This is a genomic window from Streptomyces sp. NPDC036815 (assembly GCF_055609205.1).
Map to the genome: position 1 here is coordinate 199,453 of NZ_JBVJPW010000001.1, position 24,551 is coordinate 224,003.

The 24,551-nt window shown below is 72.1% G+C and carries 19 protein-coding genes; 13 read left to right on the forward strand and 6 right to left on the reverse strand.

The window, feature by feature from the left end:
• The first annotated feature begins 17 nt into the window (after positions 1-17).
• A complete protein-coding gene (gene pdxR, locus ACZ69I_RS00970; RefSeq protein ID WP_470829891.1) occupies positions 18-1,742 on the forward strand; it encodes a MocR-like pyridoxine biosynthesis transcription factor PdxR in 1,725 nt (574 codons plus the stop codon).
• A gap of 338 nt (positions 1,743-2,080) precedes the next feature.
• Here the strand turns inward: pdxR and ACZ69I_RS00975 are convergent, their stop codons facing one another.
• The gene (locus ACZ69I_RS00975; protein ID WP_467669426.1) at positions 2,081-3,124 is read right to left on the reverse strand and encodes a LacI family DNA-binding transcriptional regulator; all 1,044 of its coding nucleotides are present in this window, start codon (positions 3,122-3,124) and stop codon (positions 2,081-2,083) included.
• A gap of 162 nt (positions 3,125-3,286) precedes the next feature.
• Between ACZ69I_RS00975 and ACZ69I_RS00980 the strand changes: the two genes are divergently transcribed.
• From ACZ69I_RS00980 to ACZ69I_RS00990, 3 genes are read left to right on the forward strand one after another with little or no spacing between them, the layout of a single operon-like run.
• On the forward strand, positions 3,287-4,447 hold the full coding sequence (locus tag ACZ69I_RS00980; RefSeq protein ID WP_467669424.1) for a Gfo/Idh/MocA family protein: 1,161 nt from the start codon (positions 3,287-3,289) through the stop codon (positions 4,445-4,447).
• Complete coding sequence (locus ACZ69I_RS00985) at positions 4,444-5,607, forward strand: dihydrodipicolinate synthase family protein (protein WP_470829893.1); 1,164 nt, start codon at positions 4,444-4,446, stop codon at positions 5,605-5,607. Before ACZ69I_RS00980 ends, ACZ69I_RS00985 begins: the two co-directional genes overlap by 4 nt.
• On the forward strand, positions 5,604-6,470 hold the full coding sequence (locus ACZ69I_RS00990; protein WP_470829895.1) for a sugar phosphate isomerase/epimerase family protein: 867 nt from the start codon (positions 5,604-5,606) through the stop codon (positions 6,468-6,470). The genes ACZ69I_RS00985 and ACZ69I_RS00990 overlap by 4 nt, the downstream gene beginning before the upstream one ends.
• A gap of 13 nt (positions 6,471-6,483) precedes the next feature.
• Here the strand turns inward: ACZ69I_RS00990 and ACZ69I_RS00995 are convergent, their stop codons facing one another.
• Positions 6,484-7,020 carry a DUF937 domain-containing protein gene (locus tag ACZ69I_RS00995; RefSeq protein ID WP_470829896.1) on the reverse strand — a complete coding sequence of 179 codons (537 nt, stop codon included), beginning with the start codon at positions 7,018-7,020 and terminating at the stop codon, positions 6,484-6,486.
• Between the two features lie 278 nt (positions 7,021-7,298).
• Between ACZ69I_RS00995 and recD2 the strand changes: the two genes are divergently transcribed.
• Together recD2 and ACZ69I_RS01005 are read left to right on the forward strand one after the other, a co-directional pair.
• Positions 7,299-9,536, forward strand: a complete 2,238-nt coding sequence (gene recD2, locus ACZ69I_RS01000; protein WP_470829898.1) for an SF1B family DNA helicase RecD2 — start codon at positions 7,299-7,301, stop codon at positions 9,534-9,536.
• A 202-nt stretch (positions 9,537-9,738) separates the two neighbouring features.
• A complete protein-coding gene (locus ACZ69I_RS01005) occupies positions 9,739-11,037 on the forward strand; it encodes a citrate synthase (protein WP_470829900.1) in 1,299 nt (432 codons plus the stop codon).
• Positions 11,038-11,503: 466 nt separating this feature from the next.
• Here the strand turns inward: ACZ69I_RS01005 and ACZ69I_RS01010 are convergent, their stop codons facing one another.
• The 4 genes from ACZ69I_RS01010 to ACZ69I_RS01025 form a co-directional block, all read right to left on the reverse strand.
• A complete protein-coding gene (locus tag ACZ69I_RS01010; RefSeq protein ID WP_470829901.1) occupies positions 11,504-13,786 on the reverse strand; it encodes a heavy metal translocating P-type ATPase in 2,283 nt (760 codons plus the stop codon).
• A gap of 136 nt (positions 13,787-13,922) precedes the next feature.
• Complete coding sequence (locus tag ACZ69I_RS01015) at positions 13,923-14,243, reverse strand: heavy-metal-associated domain-containing protein (protein WP_470829902.1); 321 nt, start codon at positions 14,241-14,243, stop codon at positions 13,923-13,925.
• A gap of 145 nt (positions 14,244-14,388) precedes the next feature.
• The gene (locus ACZ69I_RS01020) at positions 14,389-14,586 is read right to left on the reverse strand and encodes a MerR family transcriptional regulator (RefSeq protein ID WP_467669408.1); all 198 of its coding nucleotides are present in this window, start codon (positions 14,584-14,586) and stop codon (positions 14,389-14,391) included.
• Positions 14,587-14,839: 253 nt separating this feature from the next.
• Complete coding sequence (locus tag ACZ69I_RS01025) at positions 14,840-15,739, reverse strand: sugar phosphate isomerase/epimerase family protein (protein ID WP_470829904.1); 900 nt, start codon at positions 15,737-15,739, stop codon at positions 14,840-14,842.
• 157 nt (positions 15,740-15,896) lie between these two features.
• Between ACZ69I_RS01025 and iolC the strand changes: the two genes are divergently transcribed.
• From iolC to ACZ69I_RS01060, 7 genes are all read left to right on the forward strand, one after another.
• Complete coding sequence (iolC, locus tag ACZ69I_RS01030; RefSeq protein WP_470830632.1) at positions 15,897-16,826, forward strand: 5-dehydro-2-deoxygluconokinase; 930 nt, start codon at positions 15,897-15,899, stop codon at positions 16,824-16,826.
• 160 nt (positions 16,827-16,986) lie between these two features.
• Positions 16,987-17,892, forward strand: coding sequence for a Cgl0159 family (beta/alpha)8-fold protein (locus ACZ69I_RS01035; protein WP_470829906.1), 906 nt, complete (start codon positions 16,987-16,989; stop codon positions 17,890-17,892).
• A 64-nt stretch (positions 17,893-17,956) separates the two neighbouring features.
• Positions 17,957-18,769, forward strand: coding sequence for a 5-deoxy-glucuronate isomerase (iolB, locus tag ACZ69I_RS01040; protein ID WP_470829908.1), 813 nt, complete (start codon positions 17,957-17,959; stop codon positions 18,767-18,769).
• Entirely contained in the window at positions 18,766-20,688 is a 1,923-nt protein-coding gene (iolD, locus tag ACZ69I_RS01045) for a 3D-(3,5/4)-trihydroxycyclohexane-1,2-dione acylhydrolase (decyclizing) (RefSeq protein ID WP_467669400.1), read from the forward strand. The genes iolB and iolD overlap by 4 nt, the downstream gene beginning before the upstream one ends.
• Positions 20,689-20,705: 17 nt before the next feature.
• Positions 20,706-22,208: a CoA-acylating methylmalonate-semialdehyde dehydrogenase gene (mmsA, locus tag ACZ69I_RS01050; protein ID WP_470829910.1), complete on the forward strand. Its 1,503-nt coding sequence runs from the start codon at positions 20,706-20,708 to the stop codon at positions 22,206-22,208.
• 107 nt (positions 22,209-22,315) lie between these two features.
• The gene (locus tag ACZ69I_RS01055) at positions 22,316-22,687 is read left to right on the forward strand and encodes a 5-carboxymethyl-2-hydroxymuconate Delta-isomerase (protein WP_470830633.1); all 372 of its coding nucleotides are present in this window, start codon (positions 22,316-22,318) and stop codon (positions 22,685-22,687) included.
• 386 nt (positions 22,688-23,073) lie between these two features.
• Positions 23,074-24,507 (forward strand): APC family permease, encoded by a 1,434-nt coding sequence (locus tag ACZ69I_RS01060; protein ID WP_470829911.1) that lies wholly within the window; start codon positions 23,074-23,076, stop codon positions 24,505-24,507.
• The last annotated feature ends 44 nt before the right edge of the window (positions 24,508-24,551 follow it).

The window sequence follows — 24,551 nt, forward strand, 5'->3', positions numbered from 1 at the left end:
GGCGCCACAATGGCTCCATGAACAGGTCCATTGGATCTCCTGCCGACCGGTCCATAACTCCGAGCACGGTGGACGCCACGAGAACGGTGGACGCCACGAGCACCGCGGACTCCGCGGACTCCGCGGACACCACGAACTCCACGGACGCCACCTCGGACTTCCTCCAGCTCGACCCCGGGGAGGCTCCCTCGGGCGGCCTCTCCGACTGGCTGACGGCACAGATCAGGACCGCGCTGTCGGACGGCCGCCTCGCGACCGGCACGAGACTCCCCGCCACCCGCACCCTCGCAGCCGACCTGCACGTCTCCCGAGGCGTCGTCACGGAGGCGTACCGGCGCCTGACCGAGGACGGGCACGTGGTGGGGCGGGGGAGGGGCGGGACGGTGGTGGTGGCCGTGCCGGAGGCGGGGGTGAGGGCGGGCGGGGACGCAGGGGAGCGAGGGGCGTCAACTCCCGTGCGGGGGAGGGGTGATGGCGCGGGAGAAGCCCGTACCCCCCGCCGCAACGTCCCCCGCCCCAACGCCCCCCGCACCCCGCCCCACCACGACGACGACTTCTTCACCGCCCCTCCCGGCCTCGGCGTCTTCGACGCCATCCGGGCCGCGCCCGCCCGCATCGACCTCTCGCCCGGTCTGCCCGACCTCTCCGCCTTCCCGCGCGCGGCCTGGCTGCGGGCCGAACGCGCCGTGCTCGACGGGCTCACGCCGCCGGACTTCGGCTACGGGGATCCACGCGGCACCCCCGCCCTGCGGGGCGCCGTCGCGCGCTGGCTCTCGCGCAACCGGGGGGTCCTCGCCGACCCGGACGACGTGATGATCGTGAACGGCACGGCCCAGGCGCTGCGGCTGCTCGTCGACGTCCTGCGCGCCGAAGGGATCGCACAGGTGGCGGTCGAGGATCCGGGTTCGCTCGGCGTACGGCAGCACCTGCGCCCGCTCGGCACCCCGCCCGTACCGGTCGACGCCCACGGCATCCGCGTCGACGCGCTGCGTGCGGGCGGGGCCCCGGCCGTCCTGCTCACGCCCGCCCACCAGTTCCCCACGGGTGTCGTGCTCGGCGGCGAGCGGCGCCGCGAACTGATGGACTGGGCCCGCGGCGGTGGCCTGATCATCGAGGACGACTACGACGCCGAACACCGTTACGACCGCCCCGCCGTACCCGCGCTGCGGTCCCTGCTCCCCGACCACGTCTGCTACGCGGGCAGCGTCTCGAAACTCCTCGCCCCCGCCCTGCGCCTCGGCTGGCTGCTCGCCCCGCCCGCCCACCGCGACGCCCTCGTGGACGCCAAACGCCTCACCGACCTCGGCAGCGCGGCCCTGCCCCAACTCGTCCTCGCCCACCTCATGGACTCCGGCGCCCTCGAACGCCACCTGCGCCTCGTCCGCAAGCATCACTGCAGGCGCAGGGACGCGATGATCGCGGCGCTGAGGAGGCACCTGCCGGGAGCGGTGGTGCACGGGGCGGCGGCGGGCCTGCACCTGATGATCACCCTCGACGCGTACGCCCCCGAGGGCGGCGACACGGCCCTCGCGACCACCGCCCTGCACCACGGCATCAAGACCCACCCCCTGACCTGGCACACCCAACTCCCGCACCCCCCGGGCCTGGTCCTGGGCTACGCGGCCAGCACGACGACGGAGATCGAGGAGGGGGTGGGGGTGTTGGGGCGGTTGGTGCGTGAGCGGGGGGCGTTACGTGAGGTCCGAGGGCGTGCCGCCGACGGCGCGACGCGGAGGGCGTGAGAGCCGAGGGCGTGCCGCCGGGGACGTGACGCTGAGGGCGTGAGGACCGAAACTGTGAGGGCCGACGTCGAGACCGCCAACCGGCAAGGGCCCCAGCGGGGTCCGCCCTGCCTGCGCCGATCGCCAACGGGCCCCCACCAGGGACCGCACCGCCCGCCCGCGCCAACGCCCCCACCAGAAACCACGCCGAGCGCCCCGGACCACAGCCTCCGAGCGCCCCGGACCACAGCCCCCGAGCGCCCCGGACCACAGCCCCCGAGCGCCCCGGACCACCGCCCCCGAGCGCCCCTGACTACCGCCCCGAGCGCCCCGTACCACCGCCCCCGGGCCCCCGGCCCCTACCGCGGCCCCGCCGTAGACCCCCGCACCATCAGCTCCCCATGCACCGTCGCCACCCCACCCGGCGGCGGCTTCTCCTTGCCCATGGCGATGCGGCCCGCTCGCGCTCCCGCCTCGTGGAGAGGGAGACGCACCGTCGTCAGCGCGGGGACCGCGTCGATGCTGAACGGGAGGTCGTCGAAGCCCGCCACCGAGACGTCGTCGGGGATGCGCAGGCCCTTGTCGCGCAGGGCCGCGCACGCGCCGAGTGCCACCGTGTCGTTGGCGGCGACGACGGCCGTCAGGTCGGGGGCGCGGCGCAGGAGTTCGTCCGTGGCGTCGTAGCCGGAGCGGCGGTCGTAGGGGCCGTGGACCGTCAGCGCGGGGTCGTCCGGGACGCCGCGCGCGGCGAGGGCGGCGCGGTGGCCCTCCAGGCGGTGCCGGGTGGTCGTGCGCTCCTCGGGGCCCGCGATGTAGCCGACGCGCCGGTGGCCGAGGCTCAGCAGGTGTTCCGTCAGCTGCTGCCCGCCGCCCCGGTTGTCGAAGGTGAGCGCCACCGCCTCGGTCTCCGGCGACGGCGGCCGGCCGCAGAGCACCACCCGTGAGCCCGCCTCCGCGAGCCGCCGCAGCTTGCCCGCGATGGCGGCCGCGTGGTCGGGGTCCTCGACGGCGCCGCCGGTGAGGACGACCGCGGCGGCGCGCTGGCGCTGCAGGAGCGTGAGGTAGGTGAGCTCGCGCTCGGGGGAGCCGCCGGTGTTGCAGACGACCGCCAGCCGCTCGCCGCCCGCCCGCCCCCCGGGCCCGCCGATCTCGGACTGCACGGCCCCGGCCATGATCCCGAAGAACGGGTCGGCGATGTCGTTGACGAGGATGCCGACCAGGTCGGAGGTGGCCGCGGCGAGCGCGCTCGCGGGGCCGTTGAGGACGTAGTCGAGGTCGTCCACGGCGCGCAGGACGCGTTCGCGCGTGGCGGCGGCGACGGGGTAGTTGCCGTTGAGCACGCGCGAGACGGTGGCGGGGGAGACCTGCGCGCGGGCCGCCACGTCCGCCAGGGTCACCGTCATGCCGCCCCGCCCGCCAGGGTCACAGTCATCTCGTCGTCCTCCGGTCACCCGTCTCGTCGACTTCCGCCACGCCCTCGACCGAAGCCCTTGTCCAACCCTGCCCGGCAGGCTAGCTTGCCCTAGGATAGAAAGCGCTTGCTACGCCCCTACGGAGGGACTTTCGTGACACGCAAGACGGTGCGCATCGCCATGAACGGCGTCACCGGACGCATGGGCCACCGCCAGCACCTGGTCCGTTCGATCCTCGCCCTCCGCGAGCAGGGCGGCCTCGACCTGGGCGACGGCACCGTGCTGTGGCCCGAGCCCGTGCTGGTCGGCCGCAGGGAGCACGCGCTGCGGGCACTCGCCGCCCAGCACGGTCTGGAGCACTTCTCGACCGACCTCGACGCGGTCCTCGCCGACCCGGCCGTCGACATCTACTTCGACGCGCAGGTCACCTCCGCCCGCGAGGACGCCCTCAAGCGGGCCATCGCCGCGGGCAAGCACGTCTACACGGAGAAGCCGACCGCCACCGGGCTCGACGCCGCCCTGGGGCTCGCCCGCCTCGCCGAGGAAGCGGGCATCAAGCACGGCGTCGTCCAGGACAAGCTCTTTCTGCCGGGTCTGCTCAAGCTCAAGCGGCTGATCGACAGCGGCTTCTTCGGCCGGATCCTGTCCGTGCGCGGCGAGTTCGGCTACTGGGTATTCGAGGGCGACGGGCAGCCCGCCCAGCGCCCCTCCTGGAACTACCGCGCCGAGGACGGCGGCGGCATCGTCGTCGACATGTTCCCGCACTGGGAGTACGTCCTGCACGAACTCTTCGGCCGCGTACGCAGCGTCCAGGCCCTCACCGCCACCCACGTCCCGCGGCGCTGGGACGAGCGCGGCGAGCCCTACGAAGCCACCGCCGACGACGCCGCGTACGGCATCTTCGAACTGGAGGGCGGCACCGTCGCGCAGATCAACTCCTCCTGGACGGTCCGCGTCAACCGCGACGAGCTCGTGGAGTTCCAGGTCGACGGCGTCGAGGGCTCGGCGGTCGCGGGGCTGCGCGACTGCCGCGTCCAGCACCGGAGCACGACCCCGAAGCCGGTGTGGAACCCCGACCTGCCCGCCGCCCACTCCTTCCGCGACCAGTGGCAGGAGGTCCCCGACAACCAGGGCCCCGAAGGGTTCGACAACGGCTTCAAGGCGCAGTGGGAGCTCTTCCTCAAGCACGTGTACGCCGACGCGCCCTACCGCTGGGACCTCCTCGCGGGCGCGCGCGGCGTGCAGCTCGCCGAGCTGGGCCTGCGGTCCTCCGCACAGGGCCGCCGCATCGACGTACCGGAGATCGCGCTGTGAACGACCGCGTCCTGCTCCCTGCCGCGAACGGCGCCACGCGCGCGTACACCCCCCGCGGCGAGCCCCTGCCCGCGACGGCGGGCGGCCCGCCGCTCGCCTCCCGCACCGTCTTCGCCGCCGCCCACGTGGTCGCCGACCCCCGCGCGGACGTCACCCCGGACGGCCCCGCCGCCGTCGACTGGGACGCCACGCTCGCCTTCCGCCACCACCTCTGGTCGCACGGCCTGGGCGTCGCCGAGGCCATGGACACCGCCCAGCGCGGCATGGGCCTCGACTGGCCGGGAGCCGCCGAGCTCATCCGCAGGTCGGCCGCCGAGGCGACGGCGGCCGGCGGGCGGATCGCCTGTGGCGTCGGCACCGACCAACTGACCCTGCCCGCCGGTCTTCCGCAGGTCAGGGCCGCGTACGAGGAGCAGCTCGGCCTCGTCGAGTCGGTGGGCGCCCGCGCGGTCCTCATGGCGTCCCGCGCCCTCGCCGCCGCGGCCGCCTCCCCGGACGACTACCTGGAGACGTACGGCCACCTCCTGCGCCAGGCCCGCGAGCCGGTGATCCTGCACTGGCTCGGCCCGATGTTCGACCCCGCCCTCGAGGGCTACTGGGGCTCGGCCGACCTGGACGCGCCCACGGACACCTTCCTCCAGGTCATCGCCGCCCACCCCGGCAAGGTCGACGGCATCAAGGTCTCGCTCCTGGACGCCGGCCGCGAGATCGCCCTGCGCCGCCGCCTGCCCCGGGGCGTGCGCTGCTACACCGGCGACGACTTCCACTACCCCGAGCTGATCGCGGGGGACGACCAGGGCTTCAGCCACGCCCTGCTCGGCGTCTTCGACCCGCTGGGCCCGCTCGCCGCGACGGCCGTACGGGCCCTGGACACCGGGGACGTACGGAAGTTCCGCGAACTCCTCGACCCCACCGTCGCGTTGTCCCGCCACCTCTTCCAGCCCCCGACCCGCTACTACAAGACGGGCGTCGTCCTCCTCGCCTGGCTCGCGGGCCACCAGTCGCACTTCACCATGGTCGGCGGACTGCAGTCCGCCCGCTCGCTGCCGCACCTGGCCCGTGCCTACGAACTGGCCGACGGCCTCGGCCTGTTCCCCGACCCGGCCCTCGCGGCCGCCCGCATGCGCTCCCTGCTCACCGTCCACGGAGTCCCCCAATGAGCGTCGCCCCCAGCCCCCCACCGAGCCCTCAGCCACCCCTGACGCTCTCCCGCCTGAGCATCAACCAGGAGACCGTCAAACAGTGGTCGCTCCCCGAACTCGCCGAGGGCTGCGCCAAGGAGGGCGTCCGTGCGGTCGGTCTGTGGCGCGCCCCGGTCCAGGAGTACGGGGTCGAGCGCACCGCCCGTTTGATGCGCGACGCCGGACTCGCGGTGACGAGCCTGTGCCGGGGCGGCTTCTTCACGGACGGCGAAAAGGCCGCACGCGCGCGTGCTCTCGACGACAACCGCGTGGCGGTCGACGAGGCGGCGGCCCTCGGCACGGACACCCTGGTCCTGGTCTCCGGCGGCCTGCCGCCCGGCAGCAGGGACCTGACCGGCGCGCGCGAGCGCGTCGCGGACGCGCTCGCCGTCCTCGGGCCGTACGCGCGGGAGCGGGGCGTGCGCCTCGCCATCGAGCCGCTGCACCCGATGTTCGCCGCTGACCGCTGTGTGGTCTCCACTCTCGGCCAGGCCCTCGACCTCGCGGAACGCTTCCCCGCGGACCAGGTCGGGGTGGTCGTGGACACGTACCACGTCTGGTGGGACGACCGGGCGCCCGAGCAGATCGCGCGGGCGGGCGCGGGCGGACGCCTGTACGCCTTCCAACTGGCGGACTGGATCACGCCGTTGCCCGCGGGCGTGCTGCTCGGCCGGGGCCAGCTGGGTGACGGCAGCGTCGACTTCAGGGCGCTGCGCGCACGCGTCGACGCCGCCGGGTACCGCGGGCGGATCGAGGTGGAGATCTTCAACGAGGCCCTGTGGGCGCGGGACGGGGGCGAGGTGCTGAGGGAGACGGCGGACCGTTTCCGCGCGCACGCCTAGAGCCCCCGGGCGGCTACTTCCTGCCGCCCAGGATCTGACCGAGCAGATCGCCGAGGCCGCCGGAGGACGCGGACCCCTTCGGGCCCGGCCCGCCGGAGGCCTTCGTGCCCGCCGCCCGCTTGGAGAGCACCGCGAGCACCACGGGGATGAGCATCTCGATCACGCGCGTGATCGTCGGCGCGGGGATGCCGGTCTTCTTGGCGACCGCGTTGGCCACCGGCCTGCTCATCCTGGCGAGCACGCCGGACATCATCCCGCCGGCCGCCAGTCCGCCCAACCCGCCGAAGGCCGCGACGCCTTGGAGGGGCGCGTCGCCGGGCGCGGGCGCGTCGCCGACCTCGGCGACGGCCCGACGCACCTCCTCGGCCTCCGCGGGGTCGTCCGCGGCCGCCTTGTCCTGGAGGGTGCCGGAGAGCGCGGACACCGTGGTGCCCACGACGTCCTGGGCGCCGGACGCGTCCGTGCCGAGCAGACCGGCGATCTCGTGGAGCCTGTCGTCGCCGAGCTCGTTCAGCACGTCCTGCTCGAAGGACCGAGGTTCATCACTCATGCGTCAAACGCTACGTCTGCCCCGCTTTGCCAGCATCTGGAAAACGGTCAAAAAAATATTCACCACACCGTGCAACCCTTCGGCCACCACGCGTGTCGTACTGGGCGTCAAGGCTTCTGGGGGGAAACCAGGATCTGGGGGGATCCGGGGGATCCGGGGGGATCGCGAGGTCTTGGCAGGGGAGGGGAAACCCGAAGGGGCCCGGTCCACAGGACCGGGCCCCTTCGAAGGTCCGGACACCCGCACGCGTTGTCGGTGCCGGGCGGTAGCGTCGGATCATGGCGAGTCCAGCTGCGGCGACGGCGGTGCTCGAGGGGGTCCTCGAACGCATCACGTACGCGAACGAGGAGACCGGGTACACGGTCGCGCGCGTCGACACCGGCCGCGGCGCCGGAGACCTGCTCACCGTGGTCGGCGCGCTGCTCGGCGCGCAGGTCGGCGAGAGCCTGCGGATGCAGGGCCGCTGGGGCTCCCACCCGCAGTACGGCAAGCAGTTCACCGTCGAGAACTACACGACGGTGCTGCCCGCCACCATCCAGGGCATCCGCCGCTATCTCGGCTCCGGCCTCATCAAGGGCATCGGCCCCGTGATGGCCGACCGCATCACCACCCACTTCGGCGTGGACACCCTCGACATCATCGAGACCGAGCCGAAGCGCCTGGTGGAAGTGCCCGGGCTCGGCCCCAAGCGGACCAAGATGATCGCCGCCGCGTGGGAGGAGCAGAAGGCCATCAAGGAGGTCATGGTCTTCCTCCAGGGCGTCGGCGTCTCCACCTCCATCGCCGTGCGCATCTACAAGAAGTACGCCGACGCCTCCATCTCCGTCGTGAAGAACGAGCCGTACCGCCTCGCCGCCGACGTCTGGGGCATCGGCTTCCTCACCGCCGACCGCATCGCCCAGTCCGTCGGCATCCCGCACGACAGCCCCGAGCGCGTCAAAGCAGGCCTGCAGTACGCCCTTTCGCAATCCACCGACCAGGGCAACTGCTACCTCCCCGAGGAGCGCCTCATCGCCGACGCGGTGAAGCTGCTCCAGGTCGACACGGGCCTCGTCATCGACTGCCTCGCCGCCCTCGCGGGCGAGGAGGAGGGCGTCGTACGGGAGAGCGTGCCGGGCCCGGACGGCGGCGAGGACGTCACCGCCGTCTATCTCGTTCCCTTCCACCGCGCCGAACTCTCCCTGGCGGGGCAGCTGTTGCGCCTGCTGCGGACCGGCGACGACCGCATGCCCGCCTTCCGGGACGTCGCCTGGGACAAGGCGCTGGCCTGGCTCGCCGCCCGCACCGGCGCCGAGCTCGCGCCCGAGCAGGAGGAGGCGGTCAAGCTCGCGCTGACCCAGAAGGTCGCCGTCCTGACCGGCGGCCCCGGCTGCGGCAAGTCCTTCACGGTCCGCTCCGTCGTCGAGCTGGCCCGCGCCAAGAAGGCCAAGGTCGTCCTCGCCGCCCCCACGGGGCGCGCCGCCAAGCGCCTCGCCGAGCTCACCGGAGCCGAGGCCTCCACCGTGCACCGCCTGCTCGAACTGCGGCCCGGCGGTGACGCGGCGTACGACAAGGAGCGGCCGCTCGACGCCGATCTGGTCGTCGTCGACGAGGCCTCGATGCTCGACCTGCTGCTCGCCAACAAGCTGGTGAAGGCCGTGCCGCCCGGCGCCCACCTGCTCTTCGTCGGCGATGTGGACCAGCTGCCCAGCGTCGGCGCCGGAGAAGTGCTGCGGGACCTGCTCAGCGACGACAGTCCGGTCCCCGCCGTCCGCCTCACCCGCATCTTCCGGCAGGCCCAGGAGTCCGGCGTCGTCACCAACGCCCACCGCATCAACTCCGGTGTCCCGCCCCTCACCCAGGGCCTGAAGGACTTCTTCCTCTTCGTCGAGGAGGAGACCGAGGACGCGGGCCGCGTGACGGTGGACGTCGCCGCGCGCCGCATCCCGCAGAAGTTCGGCCTCGACCCGCGCCGTGACGTGCAGGTCCTCGCGCCCATGCACCGCGGCCCCGCGGGCGCGGGGAACCTCAACGGCCTGCTCCAGCAGGCCATCACGCCCGCCAGGCCGGGCCTGCCCGAGAAGCGGTTCGGCGGCCGGGTCTTCCGCGTCGGCGACAAGGTCACCCAGATCCGCAACAACTACGAGAAGGGGCAGAACGGCGTCTTCAACGGCACGGTCGGCGTCGTCACCGCCCTCGACCCCGACGAGCAGCGGCTCACCGTCCGCACGGACGAGGACGAGGAAGTCCCGTACGACTTCGACGAGCTGGACGAGCTGGCGCACGCCTATGCCGTGACGATCCACCGCTCCCAGGGAAGCGAGTACCCGGCGGTGGTGATCCCGGTCACCACCGGGGCATGGATGATGCTGCAGCGGAATCTGCTCTACACGGCCGTGACGCGCGCCAAGAAGCTGGTGGTCCTGGTCGGTTCGCGCAAGGCTCTGGGGCAGGCAGTGCGCACGGTCTCCGCGGGCCGGCGCTGTACGGCCCTGGATTTCCGGCTCTCGGGGCGCCGCGGAGCAGGCCCCGGCTGATTTGATCGATCAAACGAGTCGGAAACGTCACACAGCACTTCCGGAACCGGGGCGAAGGGGGCAGGATGAGCAGGTTGGCGGCACTGAGTGCCGCCAATAGGCCCAATGGTCGACCCCGAGTGCACTCTCCAGGGCCAAATGGGGGATGGTAGAGACAGTCAGGGCACCTCGAAGAAGAGGCACAACGTCGGTGAGGGATGACGTGAGCGAGAACGCTAACAACGGTGTAGTACTGCGGTACGGCGACGACGAGTACACCTACCCGGTGATCGAGTCGACCGTCGGCGACAAGGGCTTCGACATCGGGAAGCTCCGCGCCCAGACCGGTCTGGTGACCCTGGACAGCGGCTACGGCAACACCGCCGCCTATAAATCCGCCATCACCTATCTCGACGGTGAGCAGGGCATCCTCCGGTACCGCGGCTACCCGATCGAGCAGCTGGCCGAGCGCTCCACCTTCACCGAGGTGGCGTACCTCCTGATCAACGGCGAACTGCCGAAGGTCGACGAGCTGGCCACGTTCAAGAACGAGATCACGCAGCACACGCTGCTGCACGAGGACGTCAAGCGGTTCTACGACGGCTTCCCGCGCGACGCCCACCCGATGGCGATGCTGTCGTCCGTGGTCAGCGCGCTGTCGACGTTCTACCAGGACAGCCACAACCCCTTCGACGAGAAGCAGCGCGACCTCTCGACGATCCGCCTTCTCGCCAAGCTTCCGACGATTGCGGCCTACGCGTACAAGAAGTCGCAGGGCCACCCGGTCGTCTACCCGCGCAACGACCTCGGCTACGTCGAGAACTTCCTGCGCATGACCTTCTCGGTGCCCGCCGCCGAGTACGAGCTCGACCCGGTCGTGGTCAGCGCGCTCGACAAGCTCCTGATCCTGCACGCGGACCACGAGCAGAACTGTTCGACGTCCACCGTGCGTCTGGTCGGTTCCTCGCAGGCGAACATGTTCGCCTCGATCTCGGCCGGCATCTCGGCCCTGTGGGGCCCGCTGCACGGCGGCGCCAACCAGTCGGTCCTGGAGATGCTGGAAGGCATCCAGGCCTCCGGCGGCGACGTCGACACCTTCATCCGCAAGGTGAAGAACAAGGAAGACGGCGTGAAGCTCATGGGCTTCGGGCACCGCGTCTACAAGAACTTCGACCCCCGGGCGAAGATCATCAAGGCGGCGGCGCACGACGTCCTCTCGGCCCTCGGCAAGTCCGACGAGCTGCTCGACATCGCGCTGAAGCTGGAGGAGCACGCGCTGGCCGACGACTACTTCGTCGAGCGCAAGCTCTACCCGAACGTGGACTTCTACACGGGCCTCATCTACCGCGCGATGGGCTTCCCGACCGAGATGTTCACGGTCCTGTTCGCCCTCGGCCGGCTGCCGGGCTGGATCGCCCAGTGGCACGAGATGATCAAGGAGCCCGGTTCGCGCATCGGCCGTCCGCGCCAGATCTACACCGGTGAGGTTCTCCGGGACTTCGTCCCGGTCGAGGGTCGCTGACCCTCTCGGGTATCTGCGGGCCGGCTTCGGCTGGCCGCGCAGTTCCCCGCGCCCCCCAGGGGCACAAAGCGGAAAGCGCCCCGCCGTCGATCCCCCCACGGGTCGACGGTCGGGGCGCTTCCCTTTTTCCCGGTGCGGATTCCCCCCACGGGATCCGGCCGGGCGTCTGTGGCTGCCCTGCGCTCTGCCGGGACGCGTACTACGGGAGGGCCGCTCAAAGCTCCCCGGTGCACGTGCCCCGGCAACGCAATTTCCGAGGAACATCCCCCAAGATGTCCTCCGATGTCGGAAGGCGTCCCCCAAGACATCTTCCTGCATCGCACCATTAGACTCGCGACTTCCCCCAATGGTTACGTTCGGATCACTGTGATCTGCGTCTCTTGCATATGTCCAGTACATGCGCAAGAGGCCCGATATGGGGATTCTGTGACCGGGGTGAGGATGCTGAAACGACCTTGTGAAGGGGTTATGTGAACGTCCGCAGCCGGAGACTGTTCGTCACCACGAAGACCGAGGAGAACGCCATCGCGGCGCCCGCGATCATCGGATTGAGCAGACCGGCGGCGGCGAGCGGCAGCGCGGCGACGTTGTAGCCGAAGGCCCAGAAGAGGTTGCCCTTGATGGTGGCGAGGGTTTTCCGGGAGAGCCTGATGGCGTCGGCCGCCACCCGCAAGTCCCCGCGCACCAGGGTCAGGTCGCTCGCCTCGATCGCCGCGTCCGTACCCGTGCCCATCGCCAGGCCCAGGTCGGCGGTGGCCAGCGCGGCCGCGTCGTTCACACCGTCCCCGACCATCGCCACGACCTTGCCCTCGCCCTGCAGCCGCCGTACGACGTCGACCTTGTCCTCCGGCAGGACCTCGGCGTGCACGTCGTCCGGCGCGATGCCCACGGCGCGCGCGACCGTCTCGGCGACGGCCCGGTTGTCCCCGGTCAGCAGCACCGGCGTCAGACCGAGCGCGCGCAGCTCGCGCACCGCTTCGGGGCTGGTCTCCTTCAGGGCGTCCGCGACGGCCAGGACGCCGCGTGCGACGCCGTCCCAGGCGACCAGGACGGCCGTGCGCCCCGCGGCCTCCGCGCCGTCCCGCAGCCGGGCCAGCGCGTCCAGGCCCGGCACGCCCGCGTCCGCGAGGAGCCGCTCGCGTCCGGCGAGCACCTCGTGGCCGTCCACCGTGCCGCGCACCCCGGCCCCGGCGACGCTCTCGAACCGCTCCGGCGCCGGCAACTCCCCGACGGCGGTGCCGAGGCGGTCGGCGGCGCCCGCCGCGACGGCCCGCGCCACCGGGTGCTCCGAGGCGTGCTCCAGGGCGCCCGCGAGGCGGAGCAGCTCCGCCTCCTCGGTGTCCCCGGCGAGGTGGACGTCCGTCAGTTCCATACGCCCGGTCGTGACCGTGCCCGTCTTGTCCAGGACGACGGTGTCGACGCGGCGGGTGGACTCCAGGACCTCGGGGCCCTTGATGAGGATGCCGAGCTGGGCGCCCCGGCCGGTGCCGACCATCAGGGCCGTCGGCGTCGCGAGACCGAGCGCGCAGGGGCAGGCGATGATCAGGACGGCGACGGCGGCGGTGAACGCGGCGGTCACGTCGCCCGTGGCGCCGAGCCAGCCGCCGAGCGTGCCGATCGCGATGAGCAGGACGACCGGCACGAAGATCCCGGCGATCCGGTCGGCGAGGCGCTGCACCTGGGCCTTGCCGGTCTGCGCGTCCTCGACGAGCCGCGCCATCCGTGCCAGCGAGGTGTCGGAGCCGACGCGCGTCGCCCGCACCACGAGGCGCCCCGCGACGTTGACGGTGCCCCCGGTCACGGCCCCGCCCGCGGCCACGTCGACCGGCACGGACTCGCCGGTCAGCATCGAGGCGTCGACCGCGGACGCGCCGTCGACGACGGTGCCGTCGGTCGCGACGGTCTCCCCGGGGCGTACGACGAAGCGGTCGCCGACGGCGAGCCGCTCGACCGGCACCCGCACCTCGGCGCCGTCCCGCAGCACCGCCACGTCCTTCGCGCCGAGTTCGAGGAGGGCGCGCAGCGCCGAACCGGCCTTCCGTTTGGAGCGGGCCTCCAGCCAGCGTCCGAGGAGGATGAACGTGATGACGCCCGCGGCCACTTCGAGGTAGATGGTCGAGGCGCCGTCGCCGGGCGCGACGGTGAGGTCGAAGCCGTGCCGCATGCCCGGCATCCCCGCGTCCCCCACGAACAGCGCCCACAGCGACCAGCCGAAGGCGGCGAGCGTGCCGACGGAGACGAGGGTGTCCATGGTGGCGGCCGCGTGCCGGAGGTTGGTGAACGCCGCCCGGTGGAAGGGGAGCCCGCCCCAGACGACGACGGGCGCGGCGAGGGTCAGCGAGAGCCACTGCCAGGAGTCGAACTGCAGGGCGGGGACCATCGCGAGCAGGACGACGGGCAGCGCGAGGACCGCGGAGACGACCAGCCGTTGGCGCAGGGTGTCGGGCTCGGTGATGTCGGCGGTCGTGGGGGCCGCGGCGCCGTCCCCGGGCTCCGGCGCGGGCGGCACGATCTCCTCAGCCGTGTACCCGAGCTTCTCGACCAGGGCGACGAGCTGGCCGACCTCGACCCCCTCGGCGTAGGCGACCTTGGCCTTCTCCGTCGCGAGGTTGACCGTGGCGGTCACGCCCTCCACGCGGTTCAGCTTCCTCTCGATGCGGGACGAGCAGGAGGCGCAGGTCATGCCGCCGACGGCGAGTTCGACCTCGCGGACATCGGCCTCGGTCGCGGCGCTTGAGACTTCCGTCATGGCTCTTTCGTACTGCTTTCCGGCTCGGCTTTCCGGGGTGGCTTTCCCGGCGGCTTCCTGGGTGGTGGAACGGCCCCGGGCCCTGTGGCGCCGGTTCGCGGCACCACAGGGCCCGGGGTACCCGGCAGGCTGCCGGTCAGGCCTCGACGCCGACGAGCTCGTAGCCCGCCTCGTCGACGGCGGCGCGCACGGCGGCCTCGTCGAGGGGGGCCTCGGAGACCACGGTCACCCGGCCCGTGGACGCGACGGCCTTGACGGAGCTGACGCCCGCGAGCTCCGAGATCTCCGCGGAGACCGCGCCCTCGCAGTGCCCGCAGGTCATCCCCGTCACCTCGTACACGGTGGTGACGGCGCCCTGCGACGCCTCGGCGGCGTCGGAGTGGCAGGAACCGCTGGGGGAGCAGCAGGAGCCGGTCGACTCGGACGCGGCCTGCGGGAGCTCGGTCTGGGCGCTCATGTCGTTCTCCTCGGGAGGGATGTGTACGTGTGCGGCGTAGCGTGCAGGAGGGGGCCCCGGAGCCCCGGTGGCCTCCTGGCACACTCGAGACTATACCCCTAGGGGGTATTTCTCAACGAGGTCGGCCCGCGGTGGGGCCGTGGACTCAGTCTCTGCGGCCCCGGTTGCCGGGCCGGGCCGCGACCCAGGCGCGGATGGTGTCCGCGTACCAGTAGGGCTTGCCGCCCTCCACGTGGTCGGGGTCCGGCAGCAGACCGTGCTTGCGGTAGGAGCGCACGGTGTCGGGCTGCACGCGGATGTGCGCGGCGATCTCCTTGTACGACCAAAGCCTGCGGTCGGTCATCAGTGGCACCTCCCTGCGCGCGCCCAGGGCGGCCCGAAAGGGCCGACGGGGGAGCTGGGCGCGGCGCGTGGCGATCACTCAGCCTGTGCCCGGTGAACGACGCTGAGTGACCACAGGAGAGCGCCTGTAGACCGCCTGTGACGCAAGACCCGCGTACGCGAGACATGTGTGACAGGAAGGGAGTGTTTGTGACAGAAGAGACGCATGCGGAGGGTGCGTTGCCCCGGCGTACGGCAGGCGCGCGGCGGGAATCCTAGGCGCCGCACGACCGCAGGAAGGAGCGGGTGCGGCGGGCGATCGGCAGCGGCCCGTCCGGCTCGCACGGGTACATGTCCTGCTCCACGATCGCGAAGAGCTCGACGCCCAGCCGCTGGGCGGCGGCCAGGACGGGTTCCAGGGCGGGCACCCCGGCGGGCGGCTCGCACATCACGCCGCGCGCCACCGCGGGTCCGAACGGCAGTTCCTGGGCCCGCACTTCGGCGAGGACGGCCGGGTCGACCTGCTTGAGGTGCAGATAGCCGATGCGCTCGCCGTACGTCTCGATGAGCTCGACGCTGTCGCCGCCGCAGTACGCGTAGTGGCCGGTGTCCAGGCAGAGCGAGACCAGGCCGGGGTCGGTGGCGTCGAGGAAGCGGGTGACGTTCTCCTCGGTGTCGATGTGGGTGTCCGCGTGCGGATGGACGACGACGCGCAGGCCGTACCGCTCGCGGACCTCGTGGGCCAGGCGCTCGGTCTGGGTGGTCAGTTCGCGCCATTGTGCGGGGGTGAGGACGCGGTCCTCCAGGACCTCGCCGGTCTTGTCGTCGCGCCAGAAGGAGGGGATGACGACGAGGTGCTCCGCCCCCATGGCCTGCGCGAGCGCCGCGTTGTCCGCGACGTGCGCCCAGGTCTTCTCCCAGACGGCGGGGCCGTGGTGGAGGTTCGTGAAGACCGTGCCCGCGGACACCTTGAGGCCGCGCCGGGCGGTCTCCTCGGTCAGTTCGGCCGGGTCGGTGGGCAGATAGCCGTACGGGCCGAGCTCGATCCACTCGTATCCGGAGTCCGCGACCTCGTCGAGGAAGCGGCGCCAGGGGACCTGTCGCGGGTCCTCGGGGAACCACACGCCCCACGAGTCGGGCGCCGAACCGATCCGGATGCGAGACAGCGTCGTCATGTCGGCCAGACTCCAGGCCGCCTCGGAAGAGTGTCAAGCAGTGGTCCGAATGTAAGGACAAAATGTTGACAGGGTTCCTGGGGCGGGATTAGACCTGGGGGCACACGAACGCGATGAAGGGGCGTGCAGGGTGTCCGATCCGTACGACGTCATCACGATGGGCCGGATCGGGGTGGACCTGTATCCCCTGCAGGCGGGGGTGCCGCTGGCCGAGGTGACCGCGTTCGGGAAGTTCCTCGGCGGCTCGGCAAGCAACGTCGCGGTCGCCGCGGCCCGCCTCGGGCGCCGCGCGGCCGTCATCACCCGCACCGGCGAGGACCCCTTCGGGGAGTATCTGCGCCGGGCGCTGCGGGAGTTCGGGGTCGACGACCGCTGGGTGGGCGCGGTCGCGGGCCTGCCGACGCCGGTGACCTTCTGCGAGATCTTCCCGCCGGACGACTTCCCGCTGTACTTCTACCGGCTGCCGAAGGCGCCCGACCTGGAGATGTACGAGGACGGGCTCGACCTCGACGCGATCGCGGCGGCGCGGATCTTCTGGATGACCGGGACGGGGCTGTGCGCGGAGCCGAGCCGCACGGCCACGCTGGCGGCGCTCGCCCACCGCGCGCGGTCCGGGACCACCGTCTTCGACCTGGACTGGCGGCCGATGTTCTGGGCGGACTCCGGTGCGGCCCGGCCGTACTACGAGGCGGCCCTCGCGCACGCCACCGTCGCCGTCGGCAACCTCGACGAGGTGGAGATCGCCACAGGGGTGCGCGAACCCCGCGCGGCGGCACGGGCGTTGCTCGACGCGGGGGTCGAACTGGCCGTCGTCAAGCAGGGGCCCGACGGAGTGCTCGCGATGAACCGGGCGGGGGAGTCGGCGCAGGTGCCGCCCCTGCCGGTCGAGGTCCTCAACGGGCTCGGCGCGGGGGACGCGTTCGGCGGGGCGCTGTGTCACGGGCTCCTCGCGGGGTGGGGGCTCGAACGGATCATGCGGTACGCGAATGCGGCGGGGGCGATCGTGGCGTCCCGGCTGGAGTGTTCTTCGGCCATGCCGTTTGCTGGCGAGGTCGCCCTGGCGGTGGAGAGGGGGGCCGTCACGTGAGCGTTGCCGCCTGGCGGGGGCGCCGTGCACGGGGCTCTGCCCCGGACCCCGCTCCTCAATCGCCGGAGGGGCTGAATTGTGCGCCGGGGCCCGCTCCTCAACCCTCGGAGGGGCTGAATTGTGCCCCGGACCCCGCTCCTCAACCCCCGAAGGGGCTGACATGTGTGAGAGGGCGGCGGGCGTGGGCTCTGTAGACGTCGGGGCGCTCGTGCGTACGCGTGCTCGGTATCCCGGAGCCATCGCCGAAGCCGCCGGGCGGCGCGGGCGGCGGGAGTTGCTCGGGGCGAGCGGGCGGTTGATGATCATTGCCGCGGACCATCCCGCCCGCGGCTCCCTCGGCGTCGGTGGGGCGCCCTTCGCCATGGCCAACCGGCGGGATCTTCTCGAACGGCTCTGTCTCGCGTTGTCGCGCCCCGGTGTCGACGGGGTGCTCGCCAGCGCCGATGTCCTCGAGGACCTGCTCCTCCTCGGCGCTCTCGACGGCAAGGTCGTCATGGGGTCGATGAACCGCGGGGGGCTCGCGGGGGCCGTCTTCGAGATGGACGACCGGTTCACCGGGTACCGGCCCGAGGACATCGAACGGCTCGGGTTCGACGCGGGCAAGCTGCTGTTGCGCGTCGACTACGACGACCCCGGCTCGCTCGCCACCCTGCACTCCGCCGCCCGCGTCGTCGACGCCATGGCCGAGCGCCGGCTGCCGGTCTTCGTCGAGCCGTTCCTCGCCGGCCGCGACGGTCCCGGGCCGCCCCGCAACGACCTGAGCGCGGACGCCGTCATCCGGTCCATCGCCATCGCCTCCGGCCTCGGCGGCACCTCCGCGTACACCTGGCTGAAGGTTCCCGTCACCGAGAACCCCGACGACATGGCCCGCGTCATGGAGACCTCCACGCTGCCCGCCGTGCTGCTCGGCGGCGATGTCGGGGGCGATCAGGACGCCGCGTACGAGAAGTGGCGCGGCGCCTTGCAACTGCCCACCGTGCAGGGTCTCGTCGTGGGCAGGGCGCTGCTGTATCCGCCCGACGGCGACGTGGCGGGAGCGGTCGACACCGCCGTGGGGCTGCTCTAGCCAAGCAGGCTGGGCAGTCCGGGCAGGCTGGGCAAGTGGGGCGGGAAGAGGCTGGGAGGCCCATATGACGTACGTACCGAAAGGGAGTGCGGCCGACGGTCCGTATGCCCTCTCCATCGACCCCGAGCGGGCCGGGTGGACCTACTCGCGGCTGCGCGTCGTCGAGCTCGAACCGGGCGGGCGGCACTCCTTCACCACCGGCGGGAGTGAATGGATCGTGCTGCCGCTGACCGGCGGCTGTACGGTGCAGACAGCAGACGGGATCATCGAACTGCTGGGCCGCGAGAGCGTGTTCAGCGGAGTCTCCGACTTCGCTTACGTGCCGCGTGATGCCCGGATCCAGATCGCCTCCGGCGCGGGAGGCCGCTTCGCCCTGGCAGGAGCGAAGTGCGAGCGTCGACTCCCCGCCCGCTACGGCCCCGCGCCGGAGGTACCAGTGGAGAGCCGCGGCAGCGGCGGCACCGCCCGCGAGGTGCGCAACTTCGCCTCCGCGGACGCCTTCGAGTGCGACCGGCTGATCGCCGTCGAGGTGATCACGCCCGGCGGCAACTGGTCCTCGTACCCGCCGCACAAGCACGACGAGCACCGCCCCGGCGTCGAGGCGGAGCTGGAGGAGATCTACTACTTCGAGATCGAGGCACGAGGCGGCCGTGAAGGAATCGGGTACCAGCGCGTGTTCCCGTCCCGCGCGGGCGGCACCGACGTCCTCGCCGAGGTCCGCTCCGGCGACGCCGTCCTCGTGCCCGACGGCTGGCACGGCCCGTCCGTCGCCCAGCCGGGACACGCGATGTACTACCTGAATGTGATGGCGGGCCCGGGCGAGGAGAGGGAGTGGCGGATCTGCTTCCACCCGGACCACACGGAGGGATATCGATGACGGGGACCCCGAAGGGCAGCGTCAGGCTCACCACCGCACAGGCGCTGGTGCGCTTCCTGACCCGGCAGTTCACCGAACGGGACGGCGTCAGACAGCGGCTGATCGGCGCGACCTGGGGCATCTTCGGGCACGGCAACGTCGCGGGCATCGGGCAGGCGCTCGTGGAGCACGCCACCGTGCCGCCCGGCCAGGCGCCATCCGGGCAGCCCCTCATGCCCTTCCACCAGGGGCGCAACGAGCAGGCCATGGTGCACGCCGCCGTCGGGTACGCCCGCCAGTGCGGCCGCCTCTCCGCGCACGCCGTCACCACGTCCATCGGGCCCGGCGCCACCAACCTCGTCACCGGCGCCGCGCTCGCCACCGTCAACCGGCTGCCCGTCCTGCTGCTGCCCGGTGACACCTTCGCGGCCCGGCCCGCGGACCCGGTCCTCCAGCAGCTCGAAGTCCCGTACGCGGGCGACGTGTCGGTCAACGACTGCCTGCGGCCCGTGTCGAGGTACTTCGACCGCGTGAGCCGCCCCGAGGCGCTGATCCCGGCCGCGCTCGCCGCGATGCGGGTGCTCGCCGACCCCGCGGAGACCGGCGCGGTCACGCTCGCCCTGCCGCAGGACGTGCAGGTGGAGGCGTACGACTGGCCGGAGGAGTTCTTCGCCGAGCGGGTGTGGGGCGTCCGCAGGCCCGCCCCCGACCCCCGCGAACTGGCCGCCGCAGCGGCCGCGGTGCGCGCGGCCCGGCGCCCCCTGGTCGTCGCGGGCGGCGGCGTCCACCACAGCGCCGCCGAGGACGCTCTGCGGGAGTTCGTGGAGGCGACCCGGATCCCCGTCGCCTCCACCCAGGCGGGCAAGGGCTCCCTGCGCCACGACCACCCCGCGGACGTCGGCGGCATCGGGCACACCGGGACGGCCACCGCCGACGAACTGGCCCGCACCGCCGACCTGGTGATCGGCGTCGGCACCCGCTACAGCGACTTCACCACCGCGTCCGGCACCCTCTTCGAGGCGACCGGGGTGCGCTTCCTCAACCTCAACATCGCGCCCTTCGACGGGCACAAGATGGCGGGCGCCACCCTGATCGCCGACGCGCGCGCCGGTCTCGAGGCGCTGACCCAGGCGCTGCGCGGGCACCGCGTCGAGCCCGCGTACGCCGTCGAGTACGGCGACGACAAGGAGCGCTGGGAGCAGCGCGTCGACGCCGCGTACCAGACGGACGAGCCGGACGTGCGCCCCACCCAGGCCCAAGTCCTCGGCGTCCTCGACGAGTTGGTGAGCGACGAGGACATCGTCATCAACGCCGCCGGATCGCTCCCCGGCGATCTCCACAAGCTGTGGAGGGCCCGCTCGCCGCGCCAGTACCACGTCGAGTACGGCTACTCCTGCATGGGATACGAGATCCCCGCCTCCATCGGCGTCGCCCTCGCCGCGCCCGGGCGGCCCGTGTGGGCGCTGGTCGGCGACGGCACGTACCTGATGAACCCCACGGAGATCGTGACGGCCGTCCAGGAGAACGTCCCGATCAAGGTCGTCATCCTGCAGAACCACGGCTACGCCTCCATCGGCGGCCTCTCGGAGTCCGTGGGCGGCGAGCGGTTCGGCACCGCGTACCGCTTCCGGGCACCGGACGGGACGTACACCGAGGGGCCGCTGCCCGTCGATCTCGCCGCGAACGCGGCCTCGCTCGGGATGCGGGTCCTGCGCGCCAAGACCATCCGTGACCTGCGCGCGGCGCTGCACGAGGCGCGTGGGGCAGACCGTCCCACATGTGTCTATGTGGAGACGGAAACGGCAGACACAGTGTCGGGCCCGCCCCCGGCGCAGGCGTGGTGGGATGTGCCCGTGGCCGAGACCGCGACCAGGGAGTCCGCGGTCAAGGCCAGGGAAGAGTACGACCGGCACGTCGCTGCCCGACGCCGCCACCTGTGAGAGTAGGGATGCTTGTCATGACGAAGACCGTCAGTCACTGGATCGGCGGGAAGGCCGTCGAGGGCGCGTCCGGCAACTACGGCCCGGTCACCGACCCGGCGACCGGTGCCGTCACGACGCAGGTCGCGTTCGCGTCGGTGGACGAGGTGGACGCCGCCGTCGCCGCCGCCCGCGAGGCCTTCGCGACCTGGGGCACCTCCTCGCTCGCCAAGCGCACCGCGATCCTCTTCAGGTTCCGCGCGCTGCTCGACGCCCACCGCGACGACATCGCCGAGCTGATCGTCGCCGAGCACGGCAAGGTGCACTCGGACGCGCTCGGCGAGGTCGCCCGCGGCCTGGAGATCGTCGACCTGGCCTGCGGCATCACCGTGCAGCTGAAGGGCGAGCTGTCGACGGAGGTGGCCTCGCGCGTGGACGTGTCGTCCATCCGCCAGCCGCTCGGCGTCGTCGCGGGCATCACGCCCTTCAACTTCCCGGCCATGGTGCCGATGTGGATGTTCCCGCTGGCCATCGCGTGCGGCAACACCTTCGTGCTCAAGCCGAGCGAGAAGGACCCGTCCGCCTCGATGAGGATCGCGGAGCTGCTGAGCGAGGCCGGTCTGCCGGACGGCGTCTTCAACGTCCTGCACGGTGACAAGGTGGCCGTGGACCGCCTCCTGGAGCACCCGGACGCCGCGGCCGTCTCCTTCGTCGGCTCCACGCCCATCGCCCGGCACATCCACGCCACCGCCGCCGCCAACGGCAAGCGCGTCCAGGCGCTCGGTGGCGCCAAGAACCACATGCTGGTGCTGCCGGACGCCGACCTGGACGCGGCCGCCGACGCCGCCGTCTCGGCCGCCTACGGCTCGGCGGGCGAGCGCTGCATGGCGATCTCGGCCGTCGTCGCGGTCGGCGCGATCGGCGACGAGCTCGTCGCGAAGATCAAGGAGCGCGCCGAGAAGATCAAGATCGGCCCCGGCGACGACCCGGCCTCCGAGATGGGCCCGCTCATCACCGCCGCCCACCGCGACAAGGTCGCCTCGTACGTCACGGGTGCCGCGGCCGAGGGCTGCGAGGTCGTCCTCGACGGGACCGGTCTCACGGTCGAGGGCCACGAGAACGGCCACTGGATCGGCCTCTCGCTCCTCGACCGCGTCCCGACGACCGCCAAGGCCTACCAGGACGAGATCTTCGGCCCCGTCCTGTGCGTCCTTCGCGTCGACACGTACGAGGAGGGCGTGGCGCTCATGAACGCCTCGCCGTTCGGCAACGGCACCGCGATCTTCACCCGGGACGGCGGCGCGGCCCGCCGCTTCCAGCTGGAGATCGAGGCGGGCATGGTCGGCGTGAACGTGCCCATCCCGGTGCCGGTGGGCTACCACTCCTTCGGTGGCTGGAAGGACTCGCTCTTCGGCGACCACCACATCTACGGCAACGACGGCACGCACTTCTACACGCGCGGCAAGGTCGTCACCACCCGCTGGCCGGACCCCTCGGACGCCCCGGCCGGCGTCGACCTCGGCTTCCCGCGCAACCACTGAGCCGATCTCCCCTCCATCGGCTCCAGAGCCCCCGGCCCGTCGGCCGGGGGCTCTGCCGTTGGTTCACCGTTCTACGATGTGTGTGCACTACATGGAAGGCCGTGAGCATGCCGCACATCGACATCGACTACGCCGACACCCTGTCCGGCGTCCTGGATCTGCCCGCCCTCGTGGCGGAGCTGCATCCCCTGGTCGTGGAGCGGGTGGACTCGGTCGGGGTGGGCAAGACCTTCTGCCGCCCGGCGCCCGCCTTCGTGGACGGCCGGCCGGGAGCGCCCTTCCTGCACGTCACCGTGGGTCTCCTTGCCGGGCGCACGCGCGCCGTGAAAGCGGCCCTCTCCGAGGACGTGCTGAGGCTGCTCGGCAAGCACCTGTCCGGGATCGAGGGCGCGACGTACTCGGTGGAGGTCCGCGACCTCGACCCTTCGTACCGGCTGTACCCGACGCACTCGGAGGCGTCGGGGGAGCCGACGCACTGACGGGAGCCGATCTGTCACCGTGTGTGGAGCAGGGCCGTCCGGATTCCGGACGGCCCTGATTCTTTTTTGACGCCGTCCTTGCGGTTCCCGTGCACAGGGCGCAATCCGGGCACCTAATGTCCTCGCGTTCATACGCCTGCAATGTCAAGGTCATTCCCGGCACAGGCATGTTCATTGCGACCCGAGGGGGCAAACTCTTGGGAAAGTGAGGCGACTTGGGGATCTTCACCGCTGCGGATTCCGTAGGTAAATGACCGTTGACGTTCCGGTTGCCGCCGGGGTTCGATGACGCGCCGGGAGCCACCGAAACACCAGCTCAACAGCCTTCGGAGGCGATAGCGCTCCCGCCGTACTCCTGCCGCACGAGTCGATCGGAACCGCGCTCCATGACCGATACGCTTCGCCCGCTCCAGTCCGCCGTCACCGGGGAACCCCCGGCACCGGTGGCCGTCCCTGGGGATCCCCAGAAGCTCAAGCGCTCCATCGGCGTCGTCGGCGGCACCCTCCTCACGCTGTCGTGCGTGACGCCCGCCTCCACCCTCTTCGTCGTCGTCCCCGACCTCTTCTCCTCGCTCGGCACCGCCACCGCGCTCACCATCGCGATCGGCTCGCTGATCTGCGTCGGCGTCGCGTTCTGCTACTCGGAGCTCGGCACCCTCATCCCCAGCGCGGGCGGCGAGTACGCCATGGTCTCGACGATGGCGGGACGCCTCGCCGGCTGGCTGGTCTTCGTCCTCTCCCTGCTGGTCGTGATGATCGTGCCGCCGGTGATCGCCATGGGCACGGCCGACTACCTCACCCCGGTCATCCACCTCGACCCCGCCTACGCGGGCGCGGGCGTCATGATCCTGGCCACCCTCGCGGGCCTGCTCGACCTGCGCGCCAACGCGTGGATCACCGGCGTCTTCCTGGTCCTCGAGGTCATCGCGGCGGGCGTGGTCGCCGTCCTCGGCTTCACCCACGCCGAGCGGGGCGCGGGCAGCCTCACGGACCTCTCCGTGGCGGGCACGGGCCCCGGCGGCGTCGACACGGTCACCGCCATGCTGATCGTCTCCGGCCTCGCCATCGCCCTCTTCGTCACGCAGGGCTTCTCCACGGCCGTCTACCTCTCCGAGGAGCTGGAGAACCCGCGCCGCAACGTCGCACGCACCGTCCTCGCCACCCTCGCCATCTCCACCGTGATCATCCTGGTGCCGGTCGTCGCGATCACCATGGGCGCCGAGAGCCTGTCCGCCCTGACCGAGGGCGACATCAGCGCCATGGTGACGGCCTGGTCCAACTCGGCGGTCGGCACGTTCGTCAGCCTCTGCGTCGCCCTCGCGATCATCAACGCGGGCATCGTCATGGTCATCCAGAACTCCCGCGTCCTGTTCGCCTCGGCCCGGGACAAGGCGTGGCCCTCGCCGGTGAACAAGGGCCTGGCGAAGCTCGGCGCGTCCGGCGCCCCCTGGGTGGCCACGCTCCTGGTGGGCGTTCCCGGCGCGCTCCTGTGCTTCGTCAACCTGGACACGCTGTACGGCGTGACCGGCGTCTCCGTGACCGGCATGTACCTGCTCGTGGCGGTCGCCGCCCTGCTCGGCCGCCGCGGCTCGCACCGGCACGGCTCGGCCTGGCGGATGCCGCTGTGGCCCGCGGTGCCGGTGGTCCTGATCGCGGTCCTCGCGTACGTACTGAGCCGCCAGGAGACGCAGTACCTCCTGTGGACCGGCGGCATCGTGGTGGCGGCGACCCTGTACTGGGCGTTCTACCTGCGGCCGCGGCGCGGGACGCGGTGGCTGGTGACGGTGCCGTCGGAGGGTGAGGGCGTGGACGGGGCCTGACCGGCATCCCGCGCGACCCGCGCACCCGGCTGTCCGCGCACCCG

Bases quoted from the DNA above. Each gene is read 5' to 3' on its own strand.
- ACZ69I_RS01035 (WP_470829906.1), top strand. From the start codon at position 16,987: ATGTGTGAGAGGGCGGCGGGCGTGGGCTCTGTAGACGTCGGGGCGCTC.
- ACZ69I_RS00990 (WP_470829895.1), top strand. From the start codon at position 5,604: ATGAGCGTCGCCCCCAGCCCCCCACCGAGCCCTCAGCCACCCCTGACG.
- pdxR (WP_470829891.1), top strand. From the start codon at position 18: ATGAACAGGTCCATTGGATCTCCTGCCGACCGGTCCATAACTCCGAGC.
- ACZ69I_RS01020 (WP_467669408.1), bottom strand. From the start codon at position 14,586: ATGACCGACCGCAGGCTTTGGTCGTACAAGGAGATCGCCGCGCACATC.
- iolD (WP_467669400.1), top strand. From the start codon at position 18,766: ATGACGGGGACCCCGAAGGGCAGCGTCAGGCTCACCACCGCACAGGCG.
- ACZ69I_RS01060 (WP_470829911.1), top strand. From the start codon at position 23,074: ATGACCGATACGCTTCGCCCGCTCCAGTCCGCCGTCACCGGGGAACCC.
- recD2 (WP_470829898.1), top strand. From the start codon at position 7,299: ATGGCGAGTCCAGCTGCGGCGACGGCGGTGCTCGAGGGGGTCCTCGAA.
- ACZ69I_RS01055 (WP_470830633.1), top strand. From the start codon at position 22,316: ATGCCGCACATCGACATCGACTACGCCGACACCCTGTCCGGCGTCCTG.
- ACZ69I_RS00995 (WP_470829896.1), bottom strand. From the start codon at position 7,020: ATGAGTGATGAACCTCGGTCCTTCGAGCAGGACGTGCTGAACGAGCTC.
- ACZ69I_RS00975 (WP_467669426.1), bottom strand. From the start codon at position 3,124: ATGACGGTGACCCTGGCGGACGTGGCGGCCCGCGCGCAGGTCTCCCCC.
- ACZ69I_RS01025 (WP_470829904.1), bottom strand. From the start codon at position 15,739: ATGACGACGCTGTCTCGCATCCGGATCGGTTCGGCGCCCGACTCGTGG.
- ACZ69I_RS01010 (WP_470829901.1), bottom strand. From the start codon at position 13,786: ATGACGGAAGTCTCAAGCGCCGCGACCGAGGCCGATGTCCGCGAGGTC.
- mmsA (WP_470829910.1), top strand. From the start codon at position 20,706: ATGACGAAGACCGTCAGTCACTGGATCGGCGGGAAGGCCGTCGAGGGC.
- ACZ69I_RS01015 (WP_470829902.1), bottom strand. From the start codon at position 14,243: ATGAGCGCCCAGACCGAGCTCCCGCAGGCCGCGTCCGAGTCGACCGGC.
- iolB (WP_470829908.1), top strand. From the start codon at position 17,957: ATGACGTACGTACCGAAAGGGAGTGCGGCCGACGGTCCGTATGCCCTC.
- iolC (WP_470830632.1), top strand. From the start codon at position 15,897: ATGGGCCGGATCGGGGTGGACCTGTATCCCCTGCAGGCGGGGGTGCCG.